The sequence below is a fragment of the Enterococcus sp. R12 genome (genome assembly GCF_058135755.1).
Genome location: NZ_CM176874.1, coordinates 3,166,767 through 3,191,674 on the forward strand (window position 1 = coordinate 3,166,767; position 24,908 = coordinate 3,191,674).

At 43.0% G+C, this 24,908-nt stretch carries 24 protein-coding genes; 7 read left to right on the plus strand and 17 right to left on the minus strand.

Features of this window, described 5'->3' with window-relative positions; all coding sequences use genetic code 11:
* Positions 1-79: 79 nt before the first annotated feature.
* A complete protein-coding gene (locus ACTW1R_RS14650; RefSeq protein WP_074536166.1) occupies positions 80-2,254 on the minus strand; it encodes a PTS transporter subunit IIBC in 2,175 nt (724 codons plus the stop codon).
* Between the two features lie 251 nt (positions 2,255-2,505).
* Here ACTW1R_RS14650 and ACTW1R_RS14655 point away from each other — a divergent pair, with 251 nt between their 5' ends.
* Together ACTW1R_RS14655 and ACTW1R_RS14660 are read left to right on the plus strand one after the other, a co-directional pair.
* Positions 2,506-4,770 carry a glycoside hydrolase family 65 protein gene (locus ACTW1R_RS14655; RefSeq protein WP_167821410.1) on the plus strand — a complete coding sequence of 755 codons (2,265 nt, stop codon included), beginning with the start codon at positions 2,506-2,508 and terminating at the stop codon, positions 4,768-4,770.
* Positions 4,771-4,877: 107 nt separating this feature from the next.
* Positions 4,878-5,897: a LacI family DNA-binding transcriptional regulator gene (locus ACTW1R_RS14660; RefSeq protein WP_005227844.1), complete on the plus strand. Its 1,020-nt coding sequence runs from the start codon at positions 4,878-4,880 to the stop codon at positions 5,895-5,897.
* A gap of 78 nt (positions 5,898-5,975) precedes the next feature.
* On the opposite strand, the gene ACTW1R_RS14665 is transcribed toward ACTW1R_RS14660, so the two are convergent.
* The gene (locus tag ACTW1R_RS14665; RefSeq protein ID WP_010749060.1) at positions 5,976-6,941 is read right to left on the minus strand and encodes a ribose-phosphate diphosphokinase; all 966 of its coding nucleotides are present in this window, start codon (positions 6,939-6,941) and stop codon (positions 5,976-5,978) included.
* A 71-nt stretch (positions 6,942-7,012) separates the two neighbouring features.
* Positions 7,013-7,552 carry a C39 family peptidase gene (locus ACTW1R_RS14670; RefSeq protein ID WP_005233534.1) on the minus strand — a complete coding sequence of 180 codons (540 nt, stop codon included), beginning with the start codon at positions 7,550-7,552 and terminating at the stop codon, positions 7,013-7,015.
* 140 nt (positions 7,553-7,692) lie between these two features.
* On the opposite strand from ACTW1R_RS14670, the gene ACTW1R_RS14675 reads away from it, so the two are divergent.
* Complete coding sequence (locus tag ACTW1R_RS14675; protein ID WP_087628064.1) at positions 7,693-9,585, plus strand: M13 family metallopeptidase; 1,893 nt, start codon at positions 7,693-7,695, stop codon at positions 9,583-9,585.
* 63 nt (positions 9,586-9,648) lie between these two features.
* Here ACTW1R_RS14675 and ACTW1R_RS14680 read toward each other — a convergent pair whose 3' ends face one another.
* From ACTW1R_RS14680 to ACTW1R_RS14690, 3 genes are all read right to left on the minus strand, one after another.
* Positions 9,649-10,260, minus strand: coding sequence for a hypothetical protein (locus tag ACTW1R_RS14680; protein WP_241655703.1), 612 nt, complete (start codon positions 10,258-10,260; stop codon positions 9,649-9,651).
* A 106-nt stretch (positions 10,261-10,366) separates the two neighbouring features.
* Complete coding sequence (locus ACTW1R_RS14685) at positions 10,367-10,975, minus strand: hypothetical protein (RefSeq protein ID WP_167821409.1); 609 nt, start codon at positions 10,973-10,975, stop codon at positions 10,367-10,369.
* 137 nt (positions 10,976-11,112) lie between these two features.
* Positions 11,113-11,667: a hypothetical protein gene (locus ACTW1R_RS14690; RefSeq protein ID WP_240935560.1), complete on the minus strand. Its 555-nt coding sequence runs from the start codon at positions 11,665-11,667 to the stop codon at positions 11,113-11,115.
* 870 nt (positions 11,668-12,537) lie between these two features.
* On the opposite strand from ACTW1R_RS14690, the gene ACTW1R_RS14695 reads away from it, so the two are divergent.
* A complete protein-coding gene (locus ACTW1R_RS14695; RefSeq protein WP_167821407.1) occupies positions 12,538-13,557 on the plus strand; it encodes a hypothetical protein in 1,020 nt (339 codons plus the stop codon).
* Between the two features lie 100 nt (positions 13,558-13,657).
* On the opposite strand, the gene ACTW1R_RS14700 is transcribed toward ACTW1R_RS14695, so the two are convergent.
* Genes ACTW1R_RS14700 through ACTW1R_RS14710 form a run of 3 tightly spaced genes read right to left on the minus strand, consistent with a single transcriptional unit; the run spans position 13,658 to position 15,260 of the window.
* The gene (locus ACTW1R_RS14700; RefSeq protein WP_005227832.1) at positions 13,658-13,957 is read right to left on the minus strand and encodes a hypothetical protein; all 300 of its coding nucleotides are present in this window, start codon (positions 13,955-13,957) and stop codon (positions 13,658-13,660) included.
* Positions 13,958-14,521 (minus strand): cysteine hydrolase family protein, encoded by a 564-nt coding sequence (locus ACTW1R_RS14705; RefSeq protein ID WP_074934050.1) that lies wholly within the window; start codon positions 14,519-14,521, stop codon positions 13,958-13,960.
* 43 nt (positions 14,522-14,564) lie between these two features.
* Positions 14,565-15,260 (minus strand): 5'-methylthioadenosine/adenosylhomocysteine nucleosidase, encoded by a 696-nt coding sequence (locus ACTW1R_RS14710; RefSeq protein WP_005227823.1) that lies wholly within the window; start codon positions 15,258-15,260, stop codon positions 14,565-14,567.
* Between the two features lie 151 nt (positions 15,261-15,411).
* On the opposite strand from ACTW1R_RS14710, the gene ACTW1R_RS14715 reads away from it, so the two are divergent.
* Positions 15,412-16,014 carry a class I SAM-dependent methyltransferase gene (locus ACTW1R_RS14715; protein ID WP_087628066.1) on the plus strand — a complete coding sequence of 201 codons (603 nt, stop codon included), beginning with the start codon at positions 15,412-15,414 and terminating at the stop codon, positions 16,012-16,014.
* Between the two features lie 57 nt (positions 16,015-16,071).
* Here the strand turns inward: ACTW1R_RS14715 and macP are convergent, their stop codons facing one another.
* Positions 16,072-16,368 (minus strand): cell wall synthase accessory phosphoprotein MacP, encoded by a 297-nt coding sequence (macP, locus tag ACTW1R_RS14720; protein WP_005227820.1) that lies wholly within the window; start codon positions 16,366-16,368, stop codon positions 16,072-16,074.
* On the minus strand, positions 16,361-16,939 hold the full coding sequence (locus tag ACTW1R_RS14725) for an NUDIX hydrolase (protein WP_005227818.1): 579 nt from the start codon (positions 16,937-16,939) through the stop codon (positions 16,361-16,363). Before ACTW1R_RS14725 ends, macP begins: the two co-directional genes overlap by 8 nt.
* A 218-nt stretch (positions 16,940-17,157) precedes the next feature.
* Here ACTW1R_RS14725 and ACTW1R_RS14730 point away from each other — a divergent pair, with 218 nt between their 5' ends.
* A complete protein-coding gene (locus ACTW1R_RS14730; RefSeq protein ID WP_010749055.1) occupies positions 17,158-17,799 on the plus strand; it encodes a 5-bromo-4-chloroindolyl phosphate hydrolysis family protein in 642 nt (213 codons plus the stop codon).
* A gap of 96 nt (positions 17,800-17,895) precedes the next feature.
* Positions 17,896-19,089 carry a toxic anion resistance protein gene (locus ACTW1R_RS14735; RefSeq protein WP_005227814.1) on the plus strand — a complete coding sequence of 398 codons (1,194 nt, stop codon included), beginning with the start codon at positions 17,896-17,898 and terminating at the stop codon, positions 19,087-19,089.
* Positions 19,090-19,191: 102 nt separating this feature from the next.
* On the opposite strand, the gene ACTW1R_RS14740 is transcribed toward ACTW1R_RS14735, so the two are convergent.
* From ACTW1R_RS14740 to ACTW1R_RS14765, 6 genes are read right to left on the minus strand one after another with little or no spacing between them, the layout of a single operon-like run.
* On the minus strand, positions 19,192-20,109 hold the full coding sequence (locus tag ACTW1R_RS14740; protein WP_016609995.1) for a D-ribose ABC transporter substrate-binding protein: 918 nt from the start codon (positions 20,107-20,109) through the stop codon (positions 19,192-19,194).
* Between the two features lie 18 nt (positions 20,110-20,127).
* Positions 20,128-21,081: an ABC transporter permease gene (locus ACTW1R_RS14745; protein WP_086337773.1), complete on the minus strand. Its 954-nt coding sequence runs from the start codon at positions 21,079-21,081 to the stop codon at positions 20,128-20,130.
* 1 nt (position 21,082) lies between these two features.
* Positions 21,083-22,567 (minus strand): sugar ABC transporter ATP-binding protein, encoded by a 1,485-nt coding sequence (locus ACTW1R_RS14750; RefSeq protein ID WP_034857601.1) that lies wholly within the window; start codon positions 22,565-22,567, stop codon positions 21,083-21,085.
* Between the two features lie 19 nt (positions 22,568-22,586).
* On the minus strand, positions 22,587-22,982 hold the full coding sequence (gene rbsD / locus ACTW1R_RS14755) for a D-ribose pyranase (RefSeq protein WP_074934048.1): 396 nt from the start codon (positions 22,980-22,982) through the stop codon (positions 22,587-22,589).
* Entirely contained in the window at positions 22,957-23,862 is a 906-nt protein-coding gene (rbsK, locus tag ACTW1R_RS14760) for a ribokinase (protein ID WP_034857599.1), read from the minus strand. Before rbsK ends, rbsD begins: the two co-directional genes overlap by 26 nt.
* Positions 23,855-24,841 carry a LacI family DNA-binding transcriptional regulator gene (locus ACTW1R_RS14765; RefSeq protein ID WP_060792557.1) on the minus strand — a complete coding sequence of 329 codons (987 nt, stop codon included), beginning with the start codon at positions 24,839-24,841 and terminating at the stop codon, positions 23,855-23,857. The genes rbsK and ACTW1R_RS14765 overlap by 8 nt, the downstream gene beginning before the upstream one ends.
* Positions 24,842-24,908 lie beyond the last annotated feature (67 nt).

Sequence of the window (24,908 nt, forward strand, 5' to 3'; positions counted from 1 at the left end):
CTCTCGGTTTGCTTGTACGATTCCTTTAAAAAATAAAAGAGAGCGGGTCAACAAAAGAGTCGACCCGCTTGTCATTTTATTATAGTTTTACGATTCCAACAACTGCGGCTGCTTGTTGCTTACCGATTTGGGTCAATTCAAAGGAATCGATTTGATCGCTGTTGGTCAACACTACAACGATGGTGGTGTCTTTGCCAGCAGCACTTACTGCAGCGAGGTCCATCTCCGCTAACTTGTCACCCACCGCCACTTGTTGTCCTTCAGTGACAGCTACCGTAAAGGGGGCACCGTTTAAGTCAACGGTATCTAAGCCCATGTGAACCAATACTTCGATGCCTTCATCAGAAAGCAAGCCAATCGCATGTTTCGTTGGGAAGATGTTGGTGACTTTCCCGCTGATTGGTGCGACAACTATCGTCTGCTCTGGGCGCACGCCATAACCGTCACCCATCATTTTTTCCGCAAACACTTGGTCTTTGACAGAGGTGATCGGCATCACTTCTCCAGTGGCAACGGCAGCTAGTTCAGCTGTCACGCCTTGGCTTTGGTGGGTAGTGGTTTCTACTGGTGCTTGACTAGCAGTCGGTTCGGGAATCGTGACACCAGAATCTAAGATATCTTGAATGTCTGATTTTAAGACATCTGCTTTCGGTCCATAGACTGCTTGCACACCGTTGTCTTTTACGATCAAGCCTAAAGCCCCTGCGGCTTTCCATGCTTTTTCATCGCCGACCGCTTCTCGATTTTTCACAGAGACCCGTAAACGGGTCATACATGCATCAACGTCGGCGATATTTTCACGTCCGCCTAATAAATGAATGATTTTCACGACTTGCGAATCTGGGTTCAAATTGCCATCCGCCGAAGCTGTTGCTGGCGCATCGCTGGCTCCTTCTGTTTCGTAGTTGCCGTTTCTACCTGGTGTTGCAAAGTTGAATTTTTTGATCAAGAAGTTGGCCAAGAAATACATCCCAACACCAAAGACGATGGTCACTAACACAAAGTTGATCAAATCTTGTCCTAAGCCGGCATTGATCGCCATTGGGGTACGGGTCAACAACTCGATATTCCCAAAAGAGTGGACCCGTAAGTTGACGATGTCCGCCATCGCAAACGCAGCCCCTTGTACGACTGCATAAACGATGTAAAGCGGTACAGCAGCAAACATAAACATGAACTCCAACGGTTCCGTTACCCCTGTCAAGAAGACAGCGATAGCAGCTGATAAATACATAGAGGTATATTTGTGCCGTTTGTCCGCATCGACATTGCGATACATGGCATAAGACAAGCCCATCAAGATCCCAGATGAACCAATCATTTGTCCAACTTTAAAGCGGGCAGGAACAAAGTTTTCCAATAAAAATTGATATTGTGACGTATCGCCAGCATTGCGCATGTTCACTAGATCCGTTGCCCAAGCAAGCCATAATGGGTCTTGTCCAAAGACTTGGGTGCCGGCTTGTGCGCCAGAAAGAATCGTGTAAGTTCCACCTAATTCGGTGTAATTGATCGGGATCGTCAACATGTGATGCAGCCCAAATGGTAAGAGCAGCCGCTCCAAGGTTCCAAACAAGAACGGTGCTAAAACGGGCGCACTTTCTTGTGATTGCGCGATCCATAAACCGAAGTTGTTGATGCCTGCCTGAATGTAGGGCCAAACGATCGATAACACTAATGCGACGACTACTGAACGGGCGATCACTACGAAAGGTACGAAGCGTTTGCCGTTAAAGAAGGAAAGCGCATCCGGTAATTTGCGGAAATTATAGTATTTGTTGTAAGCTGTTGCTCCCACAAAACCGGCGATGATCCCAACAAAGACACCCATGTTCAAAGCAGGTGCTTCTAATACACTAGTAAAGAAGCCGTCGATCATGATCTTCGTCCCAAATAACGTATGGGTAAAGGCGCCTTCTTCGGTTAACATCGCGCTCGTCACGCCAAAGATCGAACCAGTGATCCGATTGATCAAAATAAAGGCGATCCCAGCAGCAAATGCCCCACCAGCTCGCTCTTTAGCCCAACTACCACCAATAGCTAATGCAAATAATAAATGCAGGTTCCCAATAATTGCCCAACCAATGTTTTCAATGACGCCTCCTGTAGTGATCAAAAATGCCCAGTCGGCATTGATCATTGGGATCGTTTTCCCAATACTGATCATCAAACCAGCGGCTGGCATAACAGCGACAACCACCATTAGCGCTTTTCCGAATTTTTGCCAAAATTCGAAGCTCAATAATTTTTTCATCTTCCTTCTTCCTTCCCTGAATCGATTTACGCAATCGGTTTCTTAATGATTTCATTCTAACGGAGAAAAAAGATTTTGTAAACCCAGAAATATCAAAAGGGATTCTATTCGCTTTTTCACCTTTATATAACTGGATCTCTCTTTCTCGATGTTTCCTAACAGGAAATTCTTTAAACGCAACAACTTTCACTTGACGATGCAATCGTTTGCGCTTATGATAGAGATATCAAAAAGATTCTGGAGGGACTTTCATGAAAAAAATCCAACGATTGTTCGAGATCGATCCATGGAAAATCGCGACATCTACCTTAGATAAAGAAAATCGTCGACTGCAAGAGTCGCTAACAAGTATCGGGAATGGCTACATGGGAATGCGCGGCAACTTTGAAGAACAATACAGCGGCGATCATCACTTAGGTACTTATATCGCTGGTGTCTGGTACCCAGACAAAACCCGTGTCGGCTGGTGGAAAAACGGCTATCCTGATTATTTTGGCAAAGTGATCAACGCGGTCAACTTTATTGCAATGGACCTATTTGTCAATGACCAATTAGTCGACTTAGCAAAAATCAGCCCAAGTGATTTCCGTTTAGAACTAGACATGGAAACCGGGATTTTACGCCGCAACTTTACCGTCACTTTGGCAGGCGCCACCGTAAAATTCTCTTTTGAACGCTTCTTGAGCATCGTAAAACGCGAACTTGCCCTCATTAAGATGGACGCTGAGATCATTGAAGGCGACGCTGAGATCAAAGTCGTTTCTAAACTAGATAACAATGTCCATAACGAAGACAGCAACTACGACGAACGTTTCTGGGAAGAATTGGCTCATGGCCAAACCGAAACCTTCCATTATTTGACCACTCGGACCGTAGAAAATAATTTTGACATTGAACGCTTTACTGTCACTTCTGCTATGCGTCATAGCCAAACACCGATCGATTCCGTGAAAAGCGAGCTTTGCGTTGCTGATACCTTTGCCTTTTCTGGAACAGCCGGTGACACCTTCTCATTGATCAAAGAAGTCTTGATCGTTACGAGTCGTGATGTTCCCGCTCATGATCATCCAGCAAAAGTCACCGAATTAGGCACTTTATACAAAGCAGATTACGATGCATTGCGTGCAGAACAAGTCGCTGCTTGGAAAGCCCGCTGGGATTTAGCCGATGTGATCATTGAAGGCGATGCTGCAGCGCAACAAGGGATTCGTTTCAACCTGTTCCAATTGTTTTCAACCTATTATGGCGAAGACGAGCGCTTGAACATTGGACCGAAAGGCTTTACTGGTGAAAAATATGGCGGTGCGACTTACTGGGATACCGAAGCCTATGCAGTTCCATTGTATTTGGCATTAGCAAAACCAGAAGTGACCCGTAACTTGTTGAAATACCGTCACAACCAATTGCCGCAAGCCCATATCAATGCGCAAAAACAAGGCTTAGCAGGTGCCCTTTACCCAATGGTGACCTTCACTGGGATCGAATGCCACAATGAGTGGGAGATCACTTTCGAAGAAATCCACCGAAATGGTGCCATCGCTTATGCCATCTACAACTATACGAATTATACTGGCGATACAAGTTACCTGAAAAAAGAAGGATTAGAAGTGTTAAGCGCGATCTCACGTTTCTGGGCAGATCGTGTCCACTATTCAAAACGCCAGCAAAAATACATGATCCATGGCGTTACAGGACCAAACGAATACGAAAACAATATCAATAACAACTGGTACACCAATAAAATGGCTACTTGGGTCTTAGCTTATACCTTAGCCAGCTATGAAGCCTTCAAAGACGAAGCGACTGTCACGATCTCTGACGAAGAACAAGCCAAATGGCAAGACATCATCGACAATATGTACTTCCCAGAAGACCAAGAGCTTGGTGTGTTCGTCCAGCATGATACCTTCTTAGACAAAGACTTGATGCCCGTTTCCGATCTTGATCCAAAACATTTGCCGTTAAACCAAAATTGGTCGTGGGATCATATCTTGCGCTCTTGCTTTATCAAGCAAGCCGATGTTTTGCAAGGTATCTACTTCTTCGGCGATCAATTTAGCAAAGAAGAAAAACAACGGAACTTTGATTTCTATGAGCCGATGACAGTGCATGAATCTTCCCTTTCTCCAAGTATCCATGCGATTTTAGCAGCGGAATTAGGCATGGAAGAAAAAGCGTTGGAAATGTATGAGCGGACTGCTCGTCTTGATTTGGACAATTACAACAATGATACCGATGATGGCTTGCACATCACTTCTATGACCGGCAGCTGGTTAGCGATCGTTCAAGGTTTTGCTCAAATGAAAACTGATCACGATCACTTAGGGTTTGCGCCATTCTTACCTAAAACTTGGAGCCGCTACGCCTTCCACATCAACTATCGTGGACGTCTGCTCTTTGTTTCCGTCAATGAGTCAACGGTGACTTTGAAGAAAATCAGCGGTGAGGCATTGCCAATCAAGTTGTATGGCAAAGACTATGTTTTAGAAGACGAAATCAGTACAGCGATCAACTAAACAAGCCTTCTGAAAGAAGAAATGTCTGCATTTCTTCTTTCTTTTGATTGGCTCTACCCTTGTGCCGACACTTTGTGATACTATAAGCTAAAAAAGGAGGGAAATCAGTGAGCATTACGGTCAAAGATGTCGCCAAAAAGGCTGGCGTCGCTACATCCACGGTTTCTCGTGTCGTAAACGATCATCCCAGCATTTCTGAAGATACCAAGAAGAAAGTGCGCAAAGTAATGGCAGAAATGGGCTATGTCCCCAATCTTGCGGCTCGAAATCTCGGCAAACAGATATCCAGTGCCATTGGCGTGATCTTGCCGCCTCTTGATTCGAAAGAACGACTAGGAAACCCCTTTTATTTAGAAACGATCGAAGCCATCAATGAAGAGGCCCGCCATCATCAAATGACGGTTGCAGTTGCCTCCGCCCGTGACTTTGCTACATTACTAAAAAACGTGGAACGGATGCACCTGCAAAAACAAGTAGATGGCTTTATCTTGGTCTATTCCGATGAAAAAGACCCCATCATCGACTATCTGGTCGAAAAAGAAGTCCCTTTTACCTTGATTGGTCAACCATACAGCAATGAAGACAAAATCGTTTTTGTCGATAATGACAACCAGTTGTTAGGCAAGCAAGCAACTGAGCATCTGATCGCCCAAGGGCATACGAAGATATTATTTGCTACCAATACGACCCATGAAAACCTGTATTTCGAGCGTTTCTTCGGCTACCAAAAAGCCATGATGCTGGCAAATCTCCCCTTTTATCCAGCATTGACCTTTGAAAAAGCGGAAGATTACGTCACGTTTGAAGAAACGATCAAAGAATCCCAAGCAACAGCCATCGTCGTGATCGATGATCTGTTCGCTGTGCGGATCATTCAATTAGCAACGATGTATGGCTACAAAGTCCCCGACGACTTATCCATCATCAGTTTCAACAATTCGATCTTTGCTACTTTGACCCATCCGTATTTGACTAGTATCGATATCAACGTGTTGTCCTTAGGAAAAATCGCTACCGAACGGCTGATGGCGCAATTGAATCACGAAGATTCAAACGGCGTACAGCTGGTCGTACCACATAAGCTGATCAAACGAGAAACGGTCTTAAACCGCAACCAGTTGAACTGATTCGCTGGGTCTGATCCACTTCCCCTTACATGCAAAAGCACCCGCTGTCCCTAAGGATAGCGGGTGCTTTTCATATTATTATTTATACTCTTTGCTTTCCAGGCGGAACAATGGACTCATTGGTGTATTTTCATGAATGCGGCGAACGGCTTCCCCCATCAATTCAGCACAAGAAATGTAGTGCAGTTTTTCTGGATGGCGTTCTTCGCTAGTCCAGCAAGAATCGGTGACACAAATACTTTCAATCGCTGATTGATCCAAAATTTCTTTAGCAGGCGGTGAAAGCAAGGCGTGAGAGACACAAGCATACACTTCGCTGGCACCAGCTTCCTTCAACAAGTCTGCCGCTTTTGCCAATGTATGGCCGGTATTTAAAATGTCATCAACCAAAATACATTTTTTCCCAACGACATCACCGATCACATAGCCGCCATCGGCTTCATCTTGATCGACGATCGCGATCGCTGTATCTAAGTATTCTGCCAAACTACGGGTCCGTTGGACACCGCTGTTTTTTGGTGAAACTACGACATAGTCGTCACCGGTCATTTTTTGTTCGCGATAGTAATGGGCAAACAATGGGATCGTAAAGAGATTATCCACTGGGATGTCGAAAAATCCTTGAACTTGGACGGCATGCAAATCAAGCGTCAAGATTCGAGAAGCCCCTGCTTCCACCAGCATATTGGCAATCAATTTTGCAGTGATCGGCTCATGCGGGTTGGCGGTTCGGTCTTGCCGTGCATATGCGTAATAAGGCAAAACGACATTGATGGTCTTCGCACTAGCCCGTTTCATCGCATCGATCATGATCAATAGCTCTAAATAGTGATCATTGACGGGTTCATTCGTCGATTGAATGATATAAATATGGTCGCCCCGCACACTTTCTTCGATATTGATGGCAATCTCTCCATCACTAAACTGTGTCACTTTTGACTTCCCTAGTTCTGTACCGAAAACTTTCGCAATGTTTTCTGCTAATGGTAAATTTCCATTTAAACTAAAAATTTTCAACGAACTATCTTTATAACTTTCGCCCATGATTGCCTCCAATGAATGTGGTTGTTTTCTTCTATTCTAGCACAAAGTGACTGTTTTTTTAACCGTCTCGTTCAAGGAAGTGTGACGGTACCGTTTACCCAACTGGCGGGAATCACTTTTTTGTAGTTGCCCCAGTTGTCATGAACTTTAAAATAGCGTTCTCCGCTGGCGGTTTCAGCGTAGGCGTAAGCCACGACCCAATGATTGCCATACGTGCTGCCTAAAGGCTTCAAAATACCGATGATCACCGGTTTGCCTTCATCGATTCGTTTGCACGCTCGATGCCAGCCGCCAACAACAGTCGCACGTCCGCGGTAAGGCAATTGGAATTGATCGAAAAACCGAGTCAATCCATGACTGACCTGCCAAGCGATCGTCGGCAACCCATGAGGCTGAATCAGCACCCGCAGCATTTCCGTCACTACTGTCAGATCCCGCTGTTTTTTTCTACGAAACGCTTTCGGGATGATCGTTTCATCGATGTAATCTTGATAGTAGGCCAAAAAGACGGCTGCCGCATAGGTGCCGCATAAATACCCTGAAGGAGTGACCCACTGCTTATACGGACGAAACCGCTCTTCGGCGATCCCTTTCCACTCTACTTGTTCCATCTCGTTCACCTGCCTTTTTTCTTATTATACCTTAGATTCTCCTCCTACTTGGATCAAAACCCTTTTTCGTCTAGAAAACTTTTCTTTGCGTCCTTACAGATTTTGTTTCATAATAGTAGAAAGCGAGAGGAGCGAAAGACATGACAACCTTGTTAAAAGATGATTTTTATGACTATGTAAATGGCGAGTGGCTGGAGACCGCTGTTATTCCAGCAGATAAACCCGCTACGGGTGGATTCCAAGATCTCGTTGACGGAATCGATTCCTTAATGATCGCAGAATTTGAAAATATGGCACACGATCCCCATGCTACGCCAAAAGGCCGCATGAAGGATGCTGTGGCTTTTTACCGCTTAGCCAGCGATTTTGCCCAACGAGAGGCAGCGGGCGCTACTGAAGCAAATGCACTATTAGCAAAAATCGAAGCGTTGCGTTCTTATGAGGAATTGAATCAGCAACTGGCAAGTTTCGTTTTAGAGGGCATTGCCTTGCCTTTCCAACTAGATGTCGATGCAGACATGAAAAATGCGCAAATGAATACTTTGTCGGTCTATCCGCCTGCTACTATTTTGCCGGATAAAACTTATTACACAGAAAATCCCCAAGCAAGCGAAATGCTGCAAGTCTACTTTGAGATGGCCGTCAACGTTTTAGTTGCTTATGGAAAAGACCAAGCAGAAGCGGAATCGTTGGTAGAGCAAGCGATCGCTTTTGATAAATTGATCGCCCCTCACGTCCGCAGTGCGGAAGAAAGTGCGGATTATAGCAAAAATTACAATCCTCGCTCCTTGGAAGAATTTGCAAAGCAAGCCAGCAAGATCGATTTTAGACAACTCTTGACGGCCCTTTTACCAGGGACACCCGAAGAGCTGATCGTAACGGAACCCGCTTACTTTGAAGCCTTTGACATTATTGTTTCTGATAGCCATTTTGAACTCTTGAAAGGCTGGATGATCGTCAACCAAAGCTTGCGCTATACTAGCTATCTGAGTGAAGAATTGCGTCAGTTAGGCGGAACCTACAGCCGCTACTTATCAGGGATCGATGAAGCGGCTCCCCAACAAAAAGCGGCTTATTACTTAACGATGGGTCATTTTAATCAAGTGATCGGTGATTATTATGGACGCAAATACTTTGGGGAAACGGCGAAAAAAGACGTCAAACACATGGTGGAAACAATGATTGCTGTCTACCAAGAGCGTTTGCGCAACAACACGTGGTTAAGTGAAGAAACCCGCCAAAAAGCGATCATCAAATTGAATCGTTTAGGCATCCATGTCGGGTACCCTGATCAAGTTCCTGCCATTTATGACCAATTGCATACCGATGAAGAGAAAAGTCTGCTGGCAAATGCCCTGCATTTCAATCGTTTGTTCCGAGAAGATGCCTTCAAAAAATGGCAGCAGCCCGTGGATCGCGAGGAATGGGAAATGTCCGCCGCTACCGTGAATGCCTACTATCACCCATTTAAAAACGTGATCGTTTTCCCAGCGGCAATCTTACAAGCACCTTTTTATAGTTTGGAACAATCCACCAGCGCAAATTATGGGGGGATCGGTGCGGTCATTGCTCATGAGATCTCCCACGCCTTTGACAACAACGGGGCAAAATTTGATGAATATGGTAATTTAAACAATTGGTGGACAGAGGAAGATTTGGCCCACTTTGAACGCTTAGCTCAAGCGATGATCGACGAGTTTGATGGACTGCCCTTTGCCGGCGGTACCGTAAATGGAACGTTGACTGTTTCTGAAAACATCGCCGATGCAGGCGGACTAAGCTGTGCGCTAGAAGCAGCGCAAAAAGAAAGCGATGTTTCTTTAGCAGACTTCTTCACCAATTGGGCGAAGATCTGGCGTACAAAAGCCAAAGAACAATACCAACAGCTCTTACTATCGATCGATGTCCACGGACCAGCGAAACTACGTGCCAATATCCAAGTTCAAAATATCGATGAATTCTATACAACCTTTGATATCAAACCTGGTGACCCTATGTACCGTGCACCAGAAGATCGTGTGCAGATCTGGTAAACAATAGCGTAAGAAAAAGACAAACCATAGATAGCTAGGGTTTGTCTTTTTGCTATGGATTTTTTAGAAGTGATAGATGAACGAGACAACTAACGAAAGAACCCCCAGAAGAATATGAATGATACCTATGCCTACGAAAAAACAAAGCAAGACATGGTACATCCTGCATTTTCTATCTTCATAATAAAAGGCTTTATAATAGTCGAATGCCAATACACACCGCAGTAAAACATAGAACATCATAAAAAAATGAAGAAAGTAGAGCCGTTCCAGATGGTAGGTGATTTTCTCTACCGGTATCGTTCGCGATAGTAAACCAATCAAGGGATCGGCAGTGAAAATCAAGATAAAAAAACCAGCCAAGAAGAAGAAAAAGTGCTCAATTCCAGCGAGATGCTTTTTGTATTCAGGAACAAGCTCATGACGGTTTAAACTTGAAGTTGTATTCCAGGCTAGTATCATAATCATTGCACTCACAGCCGTTAACCCAATCTCTCGAATATCTGAAGTTCCAAGAGTTCCAATACGTCTGATTGGGGGTCTATAAGGCCTGAGTGGGAATCTATGATATTTCTCAAAAATTATTGCGCTCCCAAAGATTACATAATCAATGATGGAATAGATCTTCCCTTTTCGCTGATAACTATCAAGGGGTTGATATCTTTTTTTCAACACATTAAAAACCTCCTCACAATTTAAATAAAGCAATCCTGTAACAAACTTATTCGATTGAAAGACAATCTTTTAATCAGCTGAGTCTTGTCTTTTGCTAATGGATTTTTTAGAAGTGATAGATGAACGAGACAACTAACGAAAGAACCCCTAGAAGAACACGAGTGATAACTATGCCTACGAAAAAACAAAGCAAGACATAATACATCCTGCATTTTTTATCTTCATAATAAAAGGCTTGATAATAATCGAATGCCAATACACACCGCAACAAAACATAGAACATCATAAAAAAATGAAGAAAGTAGAGCCGTTCCAGATGATAGGTGATTTTCTCTACCGGTATCGTTCGAGATAGTAAACCAATCAAGGGATCGGCAGTGAAAATCAAGATAAAAAAACCAACCAAGAAGAAGAAAACGTGCTCAATTCCAGCGATATGCTTTTTGTATTCAGGAACAAGCTCATGACGGTTTAAACTTGAAGTTGTATTCCAGGCTAGCAAAAGTATCATTGCGGTTACAGCTGTCAACCCAATTGCGCGAATATCTGAATTTCCAAGAGTTCTTATAGGTCTAATCGATAATCTACGAGGCCAAATTTGGGAGCTATGATATGCTTCAAGTAATATTGCAGCCCCCATAATTATATGATCAATGATGGAATAGATTTTTCCTTTTCGCTGATCACTATCAAGGGGTTGATATCTTTTTTTCAATACATTAAAAACCTCCTCACAATTTAAATAAAGCAATCCTGTAACAAACTTATTCGATTGAAAGACAATCTTTTAATCAGCTGAGTCTTGTCTTTTGCTAATGGATTCTTTTAGAAGGGGTGAATAAATGAGAAAAATTAAGTAAGAGCTGCACGAAGAATACGAATGACACCTACGCCCACGAAAAAACAAAGCAAGACATAATACATCCTGCATTTTTTATCTTCATAATAAAAGGCTTGATAATAATCGAATGCCAATACACACCGCAACAAAATATAGAACATCATAAAAAAATGAAGAAAGTAGAGCCGTTCCAGATGATAGGTGATTTTCTCTACCGGTATCGTTCGAGATAGTAAACCAATCAAGGGATCGGCAGTGAAAATCAAGATAAAAAAACCAACCAAGAAGAAGAAAACGTGCTCAATTCCAGCGATATGCTTTTTGTATTCAGGAACAAGCTCATGACGGTTCAAACTTAAAGTTGTCTCCCAAGCTAGCAAAAACACCATTGCGCTCACAGCCGACAACCCAATCCCACGAATATCTGATCTCCCACGAATTATAGGTCTAATTGGGGAGCTATGATATGTTTCAAATAATATTGCAGCCCCCATAATTATATGATCAATGATGGAATAGATTTTTCCTTTTCGCTTGTATAACGTCACTTGATCCGTTTTCCCCAATACAAAGCCCCCTATTCTATTCATAAATGAGTATATTTTTGAAAAAACTTTTCCTATGGCACTGAGGTATGGACGTAAACTCCGAAGACACTATTTGCGAAATAAAAAGTTTATGGACATGATCCACATATAGAAGAGTGCACCTCCTACTAGAAATAAAAAGCTGTATACATAAATATAGCCCATGTAGCATTTTCTTTTTTTGTAATAAAAGGCTTGATAGTAGTCAAAAGCGAATAAACACCGTATCAAAGCGAACAGTAACATACGTAGATTGAGAAAATACAATCGATCTAAGTGATACATAATCTGTTCCAAAGGTAGTTGGTTTCGAAAAAGCAAATGATTAATTAAGCTTTCTGATCTGAATAAAAGCAAAATAAAAGAGACGAGTAAACCGAGAAAAAAGCTGATTTCTATACTATGTTTTTTTTCTTTAGGAATGTTTTTATGCGCATTCAACAAATAGGTCTTATAAAGAGAGTAGGACATTAATACGCTAAATAAGCCACCTACCATATACTCGTTCGTCCCCGGAATATGTAAATACTTAGGAATCGTAAGCGGAAAAGAATGATATGCACTAAAACAAAGGGCTGAGGTGATCACTAGATAATCAATCAAAGCATACAATTTTCCTTTAGTTGTATCATCGTCGAATATCTTGAATTTTTTCACTTCCCTCCTCTTTTAGTAAGCAAGGTTATCTGCTTAGGGATACCTCCAAAAATTAAGACGAAATAACTAATCCTACATTTTTTAAACAAATTAATCAAATTTAAATAAAATAACTAATTTTTGTCTTTTTATATGATAAATTTAACTTGTATAACACGTGTTGTCAAACTTTAATTATGAGGAGGAATTGAAATGAAGCAAAAATATTCAGTTATATTGTTACTTGTCGTTTTACTGAGTGGTTTTTTCTCACCAATCACGGCATATGCTGTCAGTGAGAGTGGCAATTTTGCAGATGTTCCTGATGACCATTACGAAAAAGCGAATCTATTGGTCGCCCTTGAAGAAGAGCTAGTAGAAATCGGTTTATCTTTGGAAATCTTTGCTAATACGAGTATCGATTTTGAAAATTTACAGTACCAGTCACTATTGCCAGCAGAGGAGCGTTCAGAAAGAAATTTACCAGCTGTTACGCCGGTCGTTCCTTTTGAGTTTCCTAAAGTCAAACAATTTGCCACTAGAATTTACGGGAACAATCCCACCAATGATCAACTTATGCACACATTTATGCTTTATTATTTTGATGTGCATGATTATGAGCGCAATGCTGGGCTGGTGGGTGACAGACTTCCCCTTCGTTACTACCCTGAGTATTACACCTTCAATGACACCAACGCTTACAATGCCTTTCTTAGAACCACTACGGGAGCCAAGTACTTGAATTTTGCGTTATCATCTTATAATGCGGTAACTAGTCTTAAAGATTATTTTTCAAATCTAGATATCTACAACCTTAAAAATCATGTCTCTAACGTAAAAAAATCCATTGCGGGATATAAGAACGCTGATGAATTGAAGTCTATTGCCGAGGACCTCTTTGAATATTTCACTGAAGAAAAATTTTCATTAGAATCCATAAACTCCCCAGAAAAATTCATGGAAGAAATTTCCAAGATGATCGATACACAAGAAACCATTGATCAAGCTTCGAAAAAGGCTATAAAAGGGATGTATGACACCGTTTTAGACTCTGTCTTTCTTTTACTCCTGGGTGCAAATCCAATTGGGATAGCGGGAATCGCTACCATGTATGTTACCGCTATGGCGACAATGTACGTATCTATTATTGATCTTGCTGCCATCAATACTTTAGCGGGTACGCGAAACAGCCGGCTAAACTTTAGACAGCTTAATAATTGGGGTATGTGGTAGCAAATAAAAATCAATTTGTTACATAACCCACCAATTAATATATAAAGAAGGAGCCTTCGAAAATCAATTGATTTTCGAAGGCTCCTTCTTCTATCGTTGTTTATTTCTGTAAAGCTTTTTTCATCATACTGATCACAGAATCAAATTGGGAATGCTCATTGACGACTTGATCGGCTTTTTGCCGATTGGGGCGGTCTTTTAGAAAGTCGAAGATTTGGTTTTCATTCTGGATGCCTAATTTAGCCATAAACTCATCCAAGTTCTGAAAATCCGTATACTTTTGTAAGAAGTCATTGTTCAACAACGCCTTTACATCAAGATCCCCTTTTTGATACGCTTGATAAAGGCTAGTCAGTTCACTGAAACTGAAATTTGCTTTTAATTGATCCATCCATCCCATTTATGCTTCCTCCTTTGCAGAAATGATTTTCGCGCCTAGGGTATTTTCAAAATGGCGTAGTGCCCATTCATGTCCGACCGCGTCAAAGCTGGCAACGGTATCTGCATCGATCACCAGTTGGTAGCCTAAATTATAGGCATCCACTGCTGTATGCAAGACACAGATGTCGGTACAAACGCCGGTCAGGTACAATTCCGTAATCCCTCTTTCCCGCAGACGGATGTCCAAGTCGGTACCGCTAAACGCGGAGTAATGACGCTTGTCGATCCAATAGACATTTGGCGCTTCCTGATAGTTTTCATAAAGCGGTGCTAGACGGCCGTAGAGATGTCGCCCCGCACTGCCCGCAAGATTGTGGGGTGGGAACAAGCGGTTTTCAGGATGATAGTTGTCTGTTTCCTCATGACGATCAATGGCAAAAACGACATACTCACCGGCTTCGATAAAGGCTTGCGTCCGAGCCACTAAGGCAGCTTCAATCGCTTGCCCAGCAGCACCCGTGGTCAATCGTCCCTCATCTGCAACAAAATCAAACGTATAATCAATGGATAGTAATGCTCTCATGCTTTCTTCCTCCTCTTACGAATCGGCTCCCCTGTTTTTTAAGTTACTTTAATGTTTCAACGAATGCCAACACCATTTCAGCGGAACGCTTGCCAGCTTCTAAGATAAACTCATCAAAAGAGACGGTTGCTGCGTGGTCGGCGGTGTCGCTGATCGCGCGCACGATCAAGAAAGGAATATTGAATTGCTGCGCGGTCTGTGCGATCGCGGCGCCTTCCATCTCACAAGCCAAGGCATCTGGAAAATGTCCTAAAATCTCCTGTACTTTTTGCGGGTCATGAATGAAGCTGTCACCGGTAACGATCAGTCCCTTTTTCACGGTATGATGAGTCGCTTCTGCGGCTTTCGTCATCTCACTGATCAAATAGCGGCTGGCTTCATAATACAAAGGCATCCCACCAGGCAGCTGGCCATATTCATAACCAAAGCCCGTCACATCGACATCAAAATAGGCCACTTTATCTGAGATCACTAAATCCCCTACTTGTAAACCGGCACCGATCCCACCAGCTGATCCAGTATTGATCACCATATTGACCCCGTATTGTTGGATCAATAAACTAGTGGTGATCGATGCCAGAACTTTGCCGATACCTGAACGAACGACGATCACTTCATGATTGCCGATACTTCCTGAAATAAATAGTGCGCCGCCGCGTTCCCAAGAAAGCGGTGAAATCAACTGTTCCCGCAACGCCTTGATTTCTTCCTCCATTGCACCAATAATACCAATTTTCATGTGTTTGCCTCCTACTTCTCGTTTATTTTTCATCCTTTAAAATGAAAAACAACAGAAATTCCCACGTATCTACTGACGTGTTTTTCTTCTTTCATGATAAACTAGTTTTGACGAAACGAACAGTTTTTTGTCATTATAAAAGGAGGCACTTATGTCTGAAATTTTCAACGCCATGGCAGCAAAATACGATACCCCTGAACGGATCGCGTTAGCACAATTAGTCACCCAAACCCTTGAACCTTATTTTAAAGACAACCAGCATCAAACTCTGATCGATATCGGCGGCGGTACCGGCCTAGTAAGTCTGCCCTTAGCAGCTTATGTCCAGCACTTAGCCATCTGGGATACTGCCCCTAACATGATCGAGGTTTCTGAAAAAAAAATCAACCAACTGCAGCTGGCCAATGCTTCTGCAACTGTCCACGATCTGCTGCAAGAATCCTTACAAGCAAAAGCAGACGCGGTGCTGCTATCTCTCGTCTTGCTGCATATTCCTGACACAGCCGCTATGATGGAAAAACTATACGACTTGCTACAGCCAGGAGGAACCTTTTATCTAGTGGATTTTCTCAAAAATCCCGCCGTGTCTCACCCGCTGGTTCATAATGGGTTCGATCCTGCCGCATTGACTCAACTGGCAGAGACGACTGGGTTTACTGCCACTTCCTTTACCGTTTTTCATGAAGCGGATCATTTGTTCATGAATCAGCCAGCTGCCATGTTTTTAGCTATTTTGAAAAAGCCGACCGAATAACAAAAAAGCCGCACTTGCAGAAGATGCAGGGGCGGCTTTTTCTTAGTACTAGATGAATCACAACAAAAAGATCGCTAAACCAACGACGACTAACAATAAAGTGACGATCACAATGGCTTTCATTAAAAAACGGTTCAGATCCCGAGATTTCTGGTTCTCACCGGCACGGGTCTTCGTGATTTCTTTGTTTTTCTTGCGCACTTTTCGGTAGTGGTTATCAATTTGTTTTTCTTTTTGTTTCCATTCTTTCTTGCTTTGCTTTTCTACGATTTGCTGATTGCGTTCAGCTGCCGCTTGTTCTTCTTCGCGTCTGCGTCGAAGCTCACTGCGGGTGATCAATGGTTCTTTAGGCAAGTCCGTTCCTCCGTTTCAATTCCAGCAACTCCCAAAATTGGATCGCAAACACGGTCTTCGCATCACAGATCGTTCCATCAGCGATAGCGGCTTGTGCTTGCTCTAAGGTCAATTCATAGACTTCCAGCACTTCATCTTCGTCTTGCGGTAAGGGATTTGTCACTTTTTCCAGCTCTTTGGCATAATAGACGTGCAAGAGCTCATTAGCAAAGCCTGGTGAAAGGTACATAGAAGAAACGTGCTCCAGCGTTTTTGCACGATAGCCAGTCTCTTCTTCTAATTCCCGGGCGCCAGTCAAATCTGGACGAGCACCTTCTCCTGGATCGATTTTTCCTGCTGGTATCTCTAAAATCACTCGCTCTAACGGTTTTCTGAATTGACGAACGAACAGCATTTTGTTCTCACTTGTCAAGGCGATCACGGCAACACCACCAGGGTGAAAGACTAGTTCGCGTTTACTGGTCCCGCCATTTGGCAAGGAGACATCATCAACGACCACATCAATGATCTTGCCATGGAAAATTTCATTCCGTTGGATCGTTTTTTCTTCAAAATCTTTAAATTCTAACATCTATCGACACCTAACTTTCCTCATACGTCTTATCTATCAAACACTTTAGCATAATTTAGAAAAAATATCTTCTTAAGAAATAGCAAGAAAGCTTATGAATTTACTAAAAATCGGAAAATCCACCCCAAGTCTGATATTTTTCTTTTAGTGAACATGCTAAAATAAAGATGTCGAATAACCCAATCTACTTGTCCAAGAGATTTTTAGGAGGAGGAAAAATGAAAAAAAACATCTGGCTGATCGTTGGTGCGATCGTCCTCATCAGTATTATTTTTAACGTAGTAGGCGATTCATTTGCGAGCCTATTATTAATCGTCGGTGCGATTTTAGTCTACGTCGGTATTAGAGGGCGTAAAGTTCCAGCAGCCGATCCACAAGTTTTGCCTTCTTTAACGAGAGAACGAGAAGCCCATTACTTGAAAAGCGGAATGACTGCTCGTGAGATCGAATTGTTCCGTGAAACGATGAATCAGACGAAACACCAAATCGATAAATACCAAAAAAATATCACTAGCAATAACAAGTTAAAAGCCATTGACTTGCGTCACGATGCCTTGCGTGCCTCAAAAGCTCTTTTCAAAGAACTCGTGAAAGAACCGACCAAACTGCCTTTGGCAAGTCATTTCCTTTATACACACTTGCCCAACATGGTCGATTTGACCGATAAGTTCATTGAAATCAATAGCCATGAGATCAAAAGTCGTGAGACCTATGATAAAATCGAGGAAAGCACCCAAATCATCGAGCAAATGGCTTCCTTGATCGCCAAAGACTACTCCCAATTTGTAGCAGACGATCTTGATGACATGGATGTTGAGTTATCCATTGCCAAACAAAGCATAAAACGAGATAATGAATAGGGATAGATTCTGATTGGCAACAAGAAAAGAATCTAAAAAAAATCTAGCCCAGGCTAGATTTTTTTCGAAAGCAGACAATTATTAGGAGGAGTTATTATGAGTGAAACACCAAATCAAGTAAAACCCGTAACGGATACGCTTGACGATTTATTGAACAACCCATTTTCAACCCCTGTCGACACTTTGACCACCACTCAACAAGCGGAAATCAGTCAGCTGAAAGAACAGCAAACGGCACCGCGTTTGATTGATAAATTACCGCCAGAGCGTCAAGCACAGGCCCAAGAATTAGCCAGCAAGATCGATGCGACCGACCAGCAAGCGGTCATCACCTATGGTGCAGCTGCCCAAACCAAACTTGGAGAGTTTTCCCAATCCATGTTGAACCATGTCCAAGCAGCTGATATCGGCCCTGTGGGCGACTCATTAACGGAGTTGATGTATCGCTTGCAAGAAGCCAATCCAGACGAACTGCGTGCAGGGGAAGGCAACTTATTCAAGCGAATGTTTGGTAAAGTAAAACAATCCATTTTTGAAATCACCGCTAAATACCAAAAAATCGGTGCCCAAATCGACAAGATCGCCGTCAAATTGGATAAAGAAAAAGACGGTTTGCTAAAAGACAACATGATGTTGGAACAGTTGTATCAAAAGAACAAAGATTACTTTGATGCATTGAACATCTACATTGCCGCTGGCGAGTTGAAGATGCAAGAATTGCAAACCAAAATCATTCCTGAAGCCATGAAAAAAGCAGAAGAAACGAATGATCAAATGGACGTACAGATCGCCAACGATTACACGCAATTTCTTGATCGTTTAGACAAACGGACTCATGACTTGCGCTTGGCACGTCAAATCACGATCCAACAGGCACCGCAAATTCGCCTGATCCAAAACACGAACCAAGCGTTAGCAGAAAAAATCCAAGCTTCTGTCAATACAGCGATCCCACTATGGAAAAACCAAGTGGTCATTGCCTTGACTTTATTGCGTCAAAAAGATGCAGTTACGGCACAACGCCAAGTTTCTGAGACCACCAATGATCTATTGAAGAAAAACTCAGAAATGTTGAAAGTTTCTGCTATTGAAACAGCGAAAGAAAACGAGCGCGGCATCGTCGATATCGAAACCTTGCAAAAAACACAAAACGACCTTGTGGAAACGATCCAAGAAACATTACGGATCCAAAAAGAAGGAAAAGAAAAACGTCGTGCTGCCGAAGTGGAATTGGGTCATCTAGAAGAAGACTTGAAAGACCGCTTATTGGATTTAACCAGCAACAAGTAAACGAAACGCCACACATGAAAGAAAGCCCCTCTTTGGTGACCTGAATGGTCAGCCAAAGAGGGGCTTTCGATGTTGAAAGTAGGAACTGCATTGAGCGTCTACCTATTTTTTCACCAACTCTAATGGTGAATCGATTTGTTCAGCGACTGTTTTTCCTTGGAAATGGTCAAACGCTGCCTGCAATGCAAGGCGGCCCATTTCTTCTGGTTTTTGAGCGATCGTTGCCGTCATTCTACCTTCTTCGATGGCTTTGAGTCCGTCTTCAGTACCGTCAAACCCGACAATCACTACGCCTTCTCGGTTTCCCATCGCTTCGGCTGCCCCTAAAGCCATTTCATCGTTTTGAGCAAAGACGCCTTGAATGTCATTGTTGGCTTGGAGGATATTTTCCATAACCGTTAATCCTTCTGCTCGATTGAAGTTTGCGGATTGCTTTTCAACAACATCTAGTTTGTCTTTGGCATAATCATCAAAGCCTTTTCCTCGCTCTCTGGTTGCAGAAGCGCCAGGGACGCCTTCAAGTTCTACCACTTTTGCGTTTTCCCCTAATTGTTCGAGAATAAATTCTGCTGCCATTTTTCCACCTTCTTCGTTATTGGAGGCAACCGTCGTCAAAAGCGTTCCTCCATCGCTACTACGGTCGATGGCAATAACTGGGATGTTGGCATTATTAGCGGCTTCAACAGCTGGGACGATAGCAGCAGAATCAACGGGATTGATCAAAAGCACATCCACGCCTTGTTGGATCAAATCATCAATATCATTGCTTTGCTTGGCAGTATCATCTTGGGCATCAACAAAGCGTACATCGGTGTCATTTTCCTCAGCCAATTGATTGATCCCCTCTTGCATGGAAACAAAAAATGGGTTATTGAGGGTGGAGATCGATACACCAACTGTCAATTCTGAAGCTGCTTTTTCCTCACTTTGTGTCTCACTACTGCCGCCGTTGTCCAATGTTGCCGCTCCACATCCAGAAAGTACCAATAAGCCTGCTGCCAATAAAAACATTTTTTTCATAATAGATCCTCCTATTTTTTATTTCCTTTTCCGATCCAGTAACACTGCAATTACGATCACGATCCCTTTAACGATTTGTTGATAAAAACTTGAGACACCCAATAGATTTAGACCATTGTTCAACGTACCAATGATCAATGCCCCGATCAACGTGCCAAAAATTCTGCCTCTTCCACCAGATAAGCTCGTACCACCTAAAACGACTGCTGCAATCGCATCCATCTCATAGGCTTGCCCTGCTGTTGGTTGCGCAGAATTCAGCCTAGAAGTGATGATCATGCCACTGATTGAAGCCATCAATCCAGAGATCGAATAAATGATCAGTTTTATCTTATCGATTTTCACCCCAGCAATAAAAGCGGCCTTTTCATTGCCACCGATGGCATAGGTTTTTCGTCCGAAGGCGGTGCGATGAAGCAACAAGAACAAAAGAAAGAACACGAGAAACATCAATACGACTGGAAAAGGAATCCCGAAAAGATACCCACGACCAATAAAGCTGAATAGAAAGCTGTCACCTAGTCCAGTGATTGGATTTCCATTGGTGTACACTAAGGTAGCGCCCCGATAGATCGTCATCGTTGCTAAGGTTGCGATAAACGGCGCCATTTTTCCTTTTGAAATCAGTAGTCCATTCAACGCACCAAGGATCGCTCCACTTAGTAACCCAATCAAAATAGCGACTAAAGGTGACACCCCATTGGCCATCATTCCTGCTGTCAAGGCACTGGAAAGTGCCAAGGTGGACCCTACAGACAAATCAATGCCCCCAGTCAAAATGACAAAGGTCATTCCAAATGCAATAAAGCCATTCGCTGCGACTTGCCGCAAAAGATTCAACAAATTACTGGGTGATAAAAAGCTTGGATTTAAGGCAGTGACAGCAGCCACTAGAGCAATCAAAGCGAGTAAAGGTCCCAATTTACTAATTGATTCCGAGAGTTGTTTTGTTTTCATACCACTTTTTTCCATATTAGTTTCCTCCTGTCGCATACGTCATGATCTTCTCTTGTGTGGCTTCTTGCCGAGAGAGTTCCCCTGATATTTTTCCTTCGTGTAAAACAATGATGCGATCGCTGACACCTAGCACTTCTGGTAGATCACTAGAAACCATCAAAATCGCAATACCACGTTCCGCTAACTCATTCATCAGCTGATAAATCTCTCGTTTGGCACCTACGTCTACTCCGCGTGTCGGTTCATCTAAAATCAATACTTTTGGTCCGACACCGATCCACTTCGCCAAAACCACTTTTTGCTGATTTCCACCAGAAAGCTCGCTGGCTAAATTCTGGGCACTCATCGTTTTGATGCGTAAGCGCTCGATCATTAACGCAACGAAACTGGCTTCAGTCTTGCTATCGACCATGCCTGTTTTGACAAAATTATCAATGCTGGGCAAACTGATATTATCGGTCAGGGAAAAGTCTAAGACCAAGCCTTCCGTTTTCCGATTTTCTGTTAGAAAGCCAAAGCCATTGGCGATTGCCTTTGAAGGCGAAGAGTTTTTCACTTCTTGCCCTTCGACGATTAAGGTACCGCTTTCAATTTCATCTAAACCAAATATTCCTCGCATGACTTCTGTGCGTCCAGCACCCATTAAACCTGAGAACCCAAGGATCTCACCTGCTCTGACTTGAAAATTGATGCCTTGGTAAACTTTAGAAGCTGCTGTTAAATTTTTTACTTCAAAAACGACTTCACCGATCTGCGCTTGTTTTTCTGGATAATAATCAGCTAACTCTCTACCGACCATTTTCTTCACGACCTCTTCCATCGTCGTATCCTCCGTCTTTTTCGTATCGATCGATAGACCATCCCGCATCACAGTGATCTTGTCACTTATTTTGAAAATCTCCTCCATTCGGTGAGAGATATAAACGATCGCTACGCCGTTTTCTTTCAAGCGACGAATGATTTGAAACAAATTATTAATTTCCTTATCCGACAAGGCAGCAGTCGGTTCATCCATGATCAACACCTTGGCATCAGTCATCAGCGCTTTCGTGATCTCGATCATTTGCTGTTGCCCGACTGAAAGTTCATCCACTTCTTTTTGAAGGGGGATCTGAATCCCTAACTGTTCAAAGACTGCCTGCGCTTTGCTTGCCATTTTCTTCGTATCTAGTAGCCCAAAGGTGGTTTTCAATTCCCGATTCAAGAACAAGTTATCCAACACAGTCATCTGTTCCCAGTTATTCATTTCTTGATGGATAAAGCTCACACCGGCTTGTTCGGCTTCCTTCGGATCGGCGTAGTTCGTTTCTTTGCCATCGATCAAAATCGTCCCTGCATCTTTGGCATGTAACCCAGTTAAAATGTTCATCAACGTTGACTTGCCTGCCCCATTTTCTCCCATTAGGGCATGGATTTCTCCAGGGTACAATGTTAGTGAGACATCTCTTAACACTTGATTCTTCCCAAAGGATTTCTCAATATTGCTCATCTCGACTTGCACATGATTTCCTCCTGTCTCTTTAGAAGATAACGGCTGCTTGTAAAATAATGTTTGAATAGGGTGTCGCTTCCCCTGTTCGAATAATGGCTTTGCTTTCCTTTGTTTCTTCTTTGAATGCCTCATGTGGAACAAAACGAATCGGAACATTCGGGAACGTTTTTTGAATCAATTGCCACTGCTCCGCATTCTCCGTTTTTATTTCCTCTGCTAAAACGATCGCCTCGACTGCCATCTCTTGTTGCATTACTAATAACACCTCTTCAAAACTCGGACTACCTAGTTTTAATGCCAGATCGATTTTTTTCACCCCTGTGGGTACTGGCAACCCCAAGTCCCCGATCGTAAGCTGATCGGTGTGGCCTAAATCCGCCAATAATTTGTCGATCTCACTATTTAATGCCCCATGCTTCTTCATACAATGGACTCTCCTTCATTTCCTTTAATGTAGGCATTCCGCCTTGAGCACCATATCCTTTGACGGAGATTGCTGCTGCTAAGTTGGCAAAGGCAATGGCGTTTTCTAAGGGAACACCTGCTAAAATCCCTACTGCTAATGCACCATTGAAGGTATCACCAGCTCCCGTAGTATCGACCGCAGCAACTGGAAAGGCAGGAACTAAGACCTCGGACTTCCCATTATGGAAAATCGCTCCTTTGGCACCTAGGGTAACGATCAATCGATTAGGGTAGGCTGCTAAAACGTCAGCAAGCTTTTGATTGGGGAAAAGTAACTTAAACTCATGTTCATTAGGGGTCAGATACCCCACCTTAGATAACATACGCGGATTGAGCTTTCTCGCAGGTGCTGGATTATATAAAACAGGGATTTTTGCTTCCCAACACCAGTCGATGATGGCTTCATTGGCTTCTTGGGGAATCTCGTTTTGCAAAATCACTAAATCAGCCTCTGTGATGTTTCCTTTTATTTCGGAAAAGCGAGCTAAATCAAGCGCATTATTGGCGCCAGGTATGACAATGATGCTATTGTCATTTTCATGCAAAATGATATGCGCGGCACCAGATGGAAAATGTGTAACGGGTTCCACATTCTCCGTAGAAACGCCGTTCACGTTTAAGTTTTCGACGATTTCATTTCCGAAGCGATCGGTTCCTACATGGCCTAGCATTGCTACTTCTGCGCCTAAACGGCTAGCGGCGATGGCTTGGTTTGCTCCTTTGCCGCCAAAATTCGTGTCAAATTTTTCCCCAAAAACCGTTTCTCCTTGATTGGGTTTCACCTTCGTAGTGACTACAAAATCTGTTGCCATACTACCAATGACGATGATCTTATTCAATTGGCGTTCCTCCATTTCTTACTGTCTCTCTTTCTTCTAAATGAACAGGAAGGATGATTTTTTTCTGTTCAATAAATTGATCGTTGATCAATGCAAAGAGCATTTCTGCTCCTTTGTAACCTACTTGATAAGCAGGCTGATGGATCGTCGTCAAGCGTGGCACCACCAATTTACTGATGGGAATATCGTCATAGCCGATCACTTGAAGTTGTTCTGGGATCTTTACGCCATGATGATAAGCCTCTTGCATGATGGCAATCGCATGGGTATCACTTGGGGCAATCACACTATCGACAGTGGGATGTTCTAAAAAAACTTGTTTCGCTGTCAAGGTCGCATCCTCTAAGAGAAAGGATGTGGATTTCACTAGTGCATAAGGAACTTGTGCTTTTTTCAATGTGTATTCAACACTCAATAAACGATCCCGAGCACGGGTGACAGATTCAGGCCCAGCAATCACGACTACCTTTTTGGGGTCACCTTTTAAGATCGCTTCAGCAGCAAGTTCGCCGCCTTGAAGGTCATCCGAATAAACCCCATATTCGACATCTTGATCGATCCGATCCAAGACGACCGTCGGAATATTGCTTTGGGTACGATTTTTATTTTCGACAGCGGAAAGAATCCCCGCCACATTGTTTTGCTCAAACGCACGTAAATATTCATTGGCTTTCTCATTGTCTTCTTGAATGTTGCCAAGGATGACTTGATAGCCTTTTTTTTGTAGAAAGTCTTCGACGCCTTTGGCTACTAGCGGAAAAAACGGGTTGGATATATCAGGAAGTAGCAAACCAATCAATTTTGACTTTTTCTGATACAGCGAACGTGCGACTTCATTGGGGGAATAATTCAATTCATTGATCGCCTGATGGATTTTCTCACGGGCTTTTTCGCTCACATAGCCAGTCCCATTCATGGCTCTTGAAACTGTCGCCACGGAAAGTCCAGCTAAATTGGCGACATCTTTAATTGTTGGCATGTTGCTCCCCTCCTGTGTAACCGATTACACACCTATCATAGCCGAACTTTGTGAAAATTGCAAGGAG

Excerpts from the sequence above, each read along its gene's own strand:
- ACTW1R_RS14715 (WP_087628066.1), top strand. The coding sequence starts at position 15,412 with ATGTCTGAAATTTTCAACGCCATGGCAGCAAAATACGATACCCCTGAA.
- ACTW1R_RS14650 (WP_074536166.1), bottom strand. The coding sequence starts at position 2,254 with ATGAAAAAATTATTGAGCTTCGAATTTTGGCAAAAATTCGGAAAAGCG.
- rbsD (WP_074934048.1), bottom strand. The coding sequence starts at position 22,982 with ATGAAGAAGCATGGGGCATTAAATAGTGAGATCGACAAATTATTGGCG.
- ACTW1R_RS14710 (WP_005227823.1), bottom strand. The coding sequence starts at position 15,260 with ATGAAAATTGGTATTATTGGTGCAATGGAGGAAGAAATCAAGGCGTTG.
- ACTW1R_RS14730 (WP_010749055.1), top strand. The coding sequence starts at position 17,158 with ATGAAAAAAAACATCTGGCTGATCGTTGGTGCGATCGTCCTCATCAGT.
- ACTW1R_RS14670 (WP_005233534.1), bottom strand. The coding sequence starts at position 7,552 with ATGGAACAAGTAGAGTGGAAAGGGATCGCCGAAGAGCGGTTTCGTCCG.
- ACTW1R_RS14725 (WP_005227818.1), bottom strand. The coding sequence starts at position 16,939 with ATGTTAGAATTTAAAGATTTTGAAGAAAAAACGATCCAACGGAATGAA.
- ACTW1R_RS14745 (WP_086337773.1), bottom strand. The coding sequence starts at position 21,081 with ATGGAAAAAAGTGGTATGAAAACAAAACAACTCTCGGAATCAATTAGT.
- ACTW1R_RS14705 (WP_074934050.1), bottom strand. The coding sequence starts at position 14,521 with ATGAGAGCATTACTATCCATTGATTATACGTTTGATTTTGTTGCAGAT.
- ACTW1R_RS14740 (WP_016609995.1), bottom strand. The coding sequence starts at position 20,109 with ATGAAAAAAATGTTTTTATTGGCAGCAGGCTTATTGGTACTTTCTGGA.
- ACTW1R_RS14655 (WP_167821410.1), top strand. The coding sequence starts at position 2,506 with ATGAAAAAAATCCAACGATTGTTCGAGATCGATCCATGGAAAATCGCG.
- ACTW1R_RS14675 (WP_087628064.1), top strand. The coding sequence starts at position 7,693 with ATGACAACCTTGTTAAAAGATGATTTTTATGACTATGTAAATGGCGAG.
- ACTW1R_RS14695 (WP_167821407.1), top strand. The coding sequence starts at position 12,538 with ATGAAGCAAAAATATTCAGTTATATTGTTACTTGTCGTTTTACTGAGT.
- ACTW1R_RS14735 (WP_005227814.1), top strand. The coding sequence starts at position 17,896 with ATGAGTGAAACACCAAATCAAGTAAAACCCGTAACGGATACGCTTGAC.
- ACTW1R_RS14665 (WP_010749060.1), bottom strand. The coding sequence starts at position 6,941 with ATGGGCGAAAGTTATAAAGATAGTTCGTTGAAAATTTTTAGTTTAAAT.
- ACTW1R_RS14700 (WP_005227832.1), bottom strand. The coding sequence starts at position 13,957 with ATGGGATGGATGGATCAATTAAAAGCAAATTTCAGTTTCAGTGAACTG.
- ACTW1R_RS14765 (WP_060792557.1), bottom strand. The coding sequence starts at position 24,841 with ATGCCAACAATTAAAGATGTCGCCAATTTAGCTGGACTTTCCGTGGCG.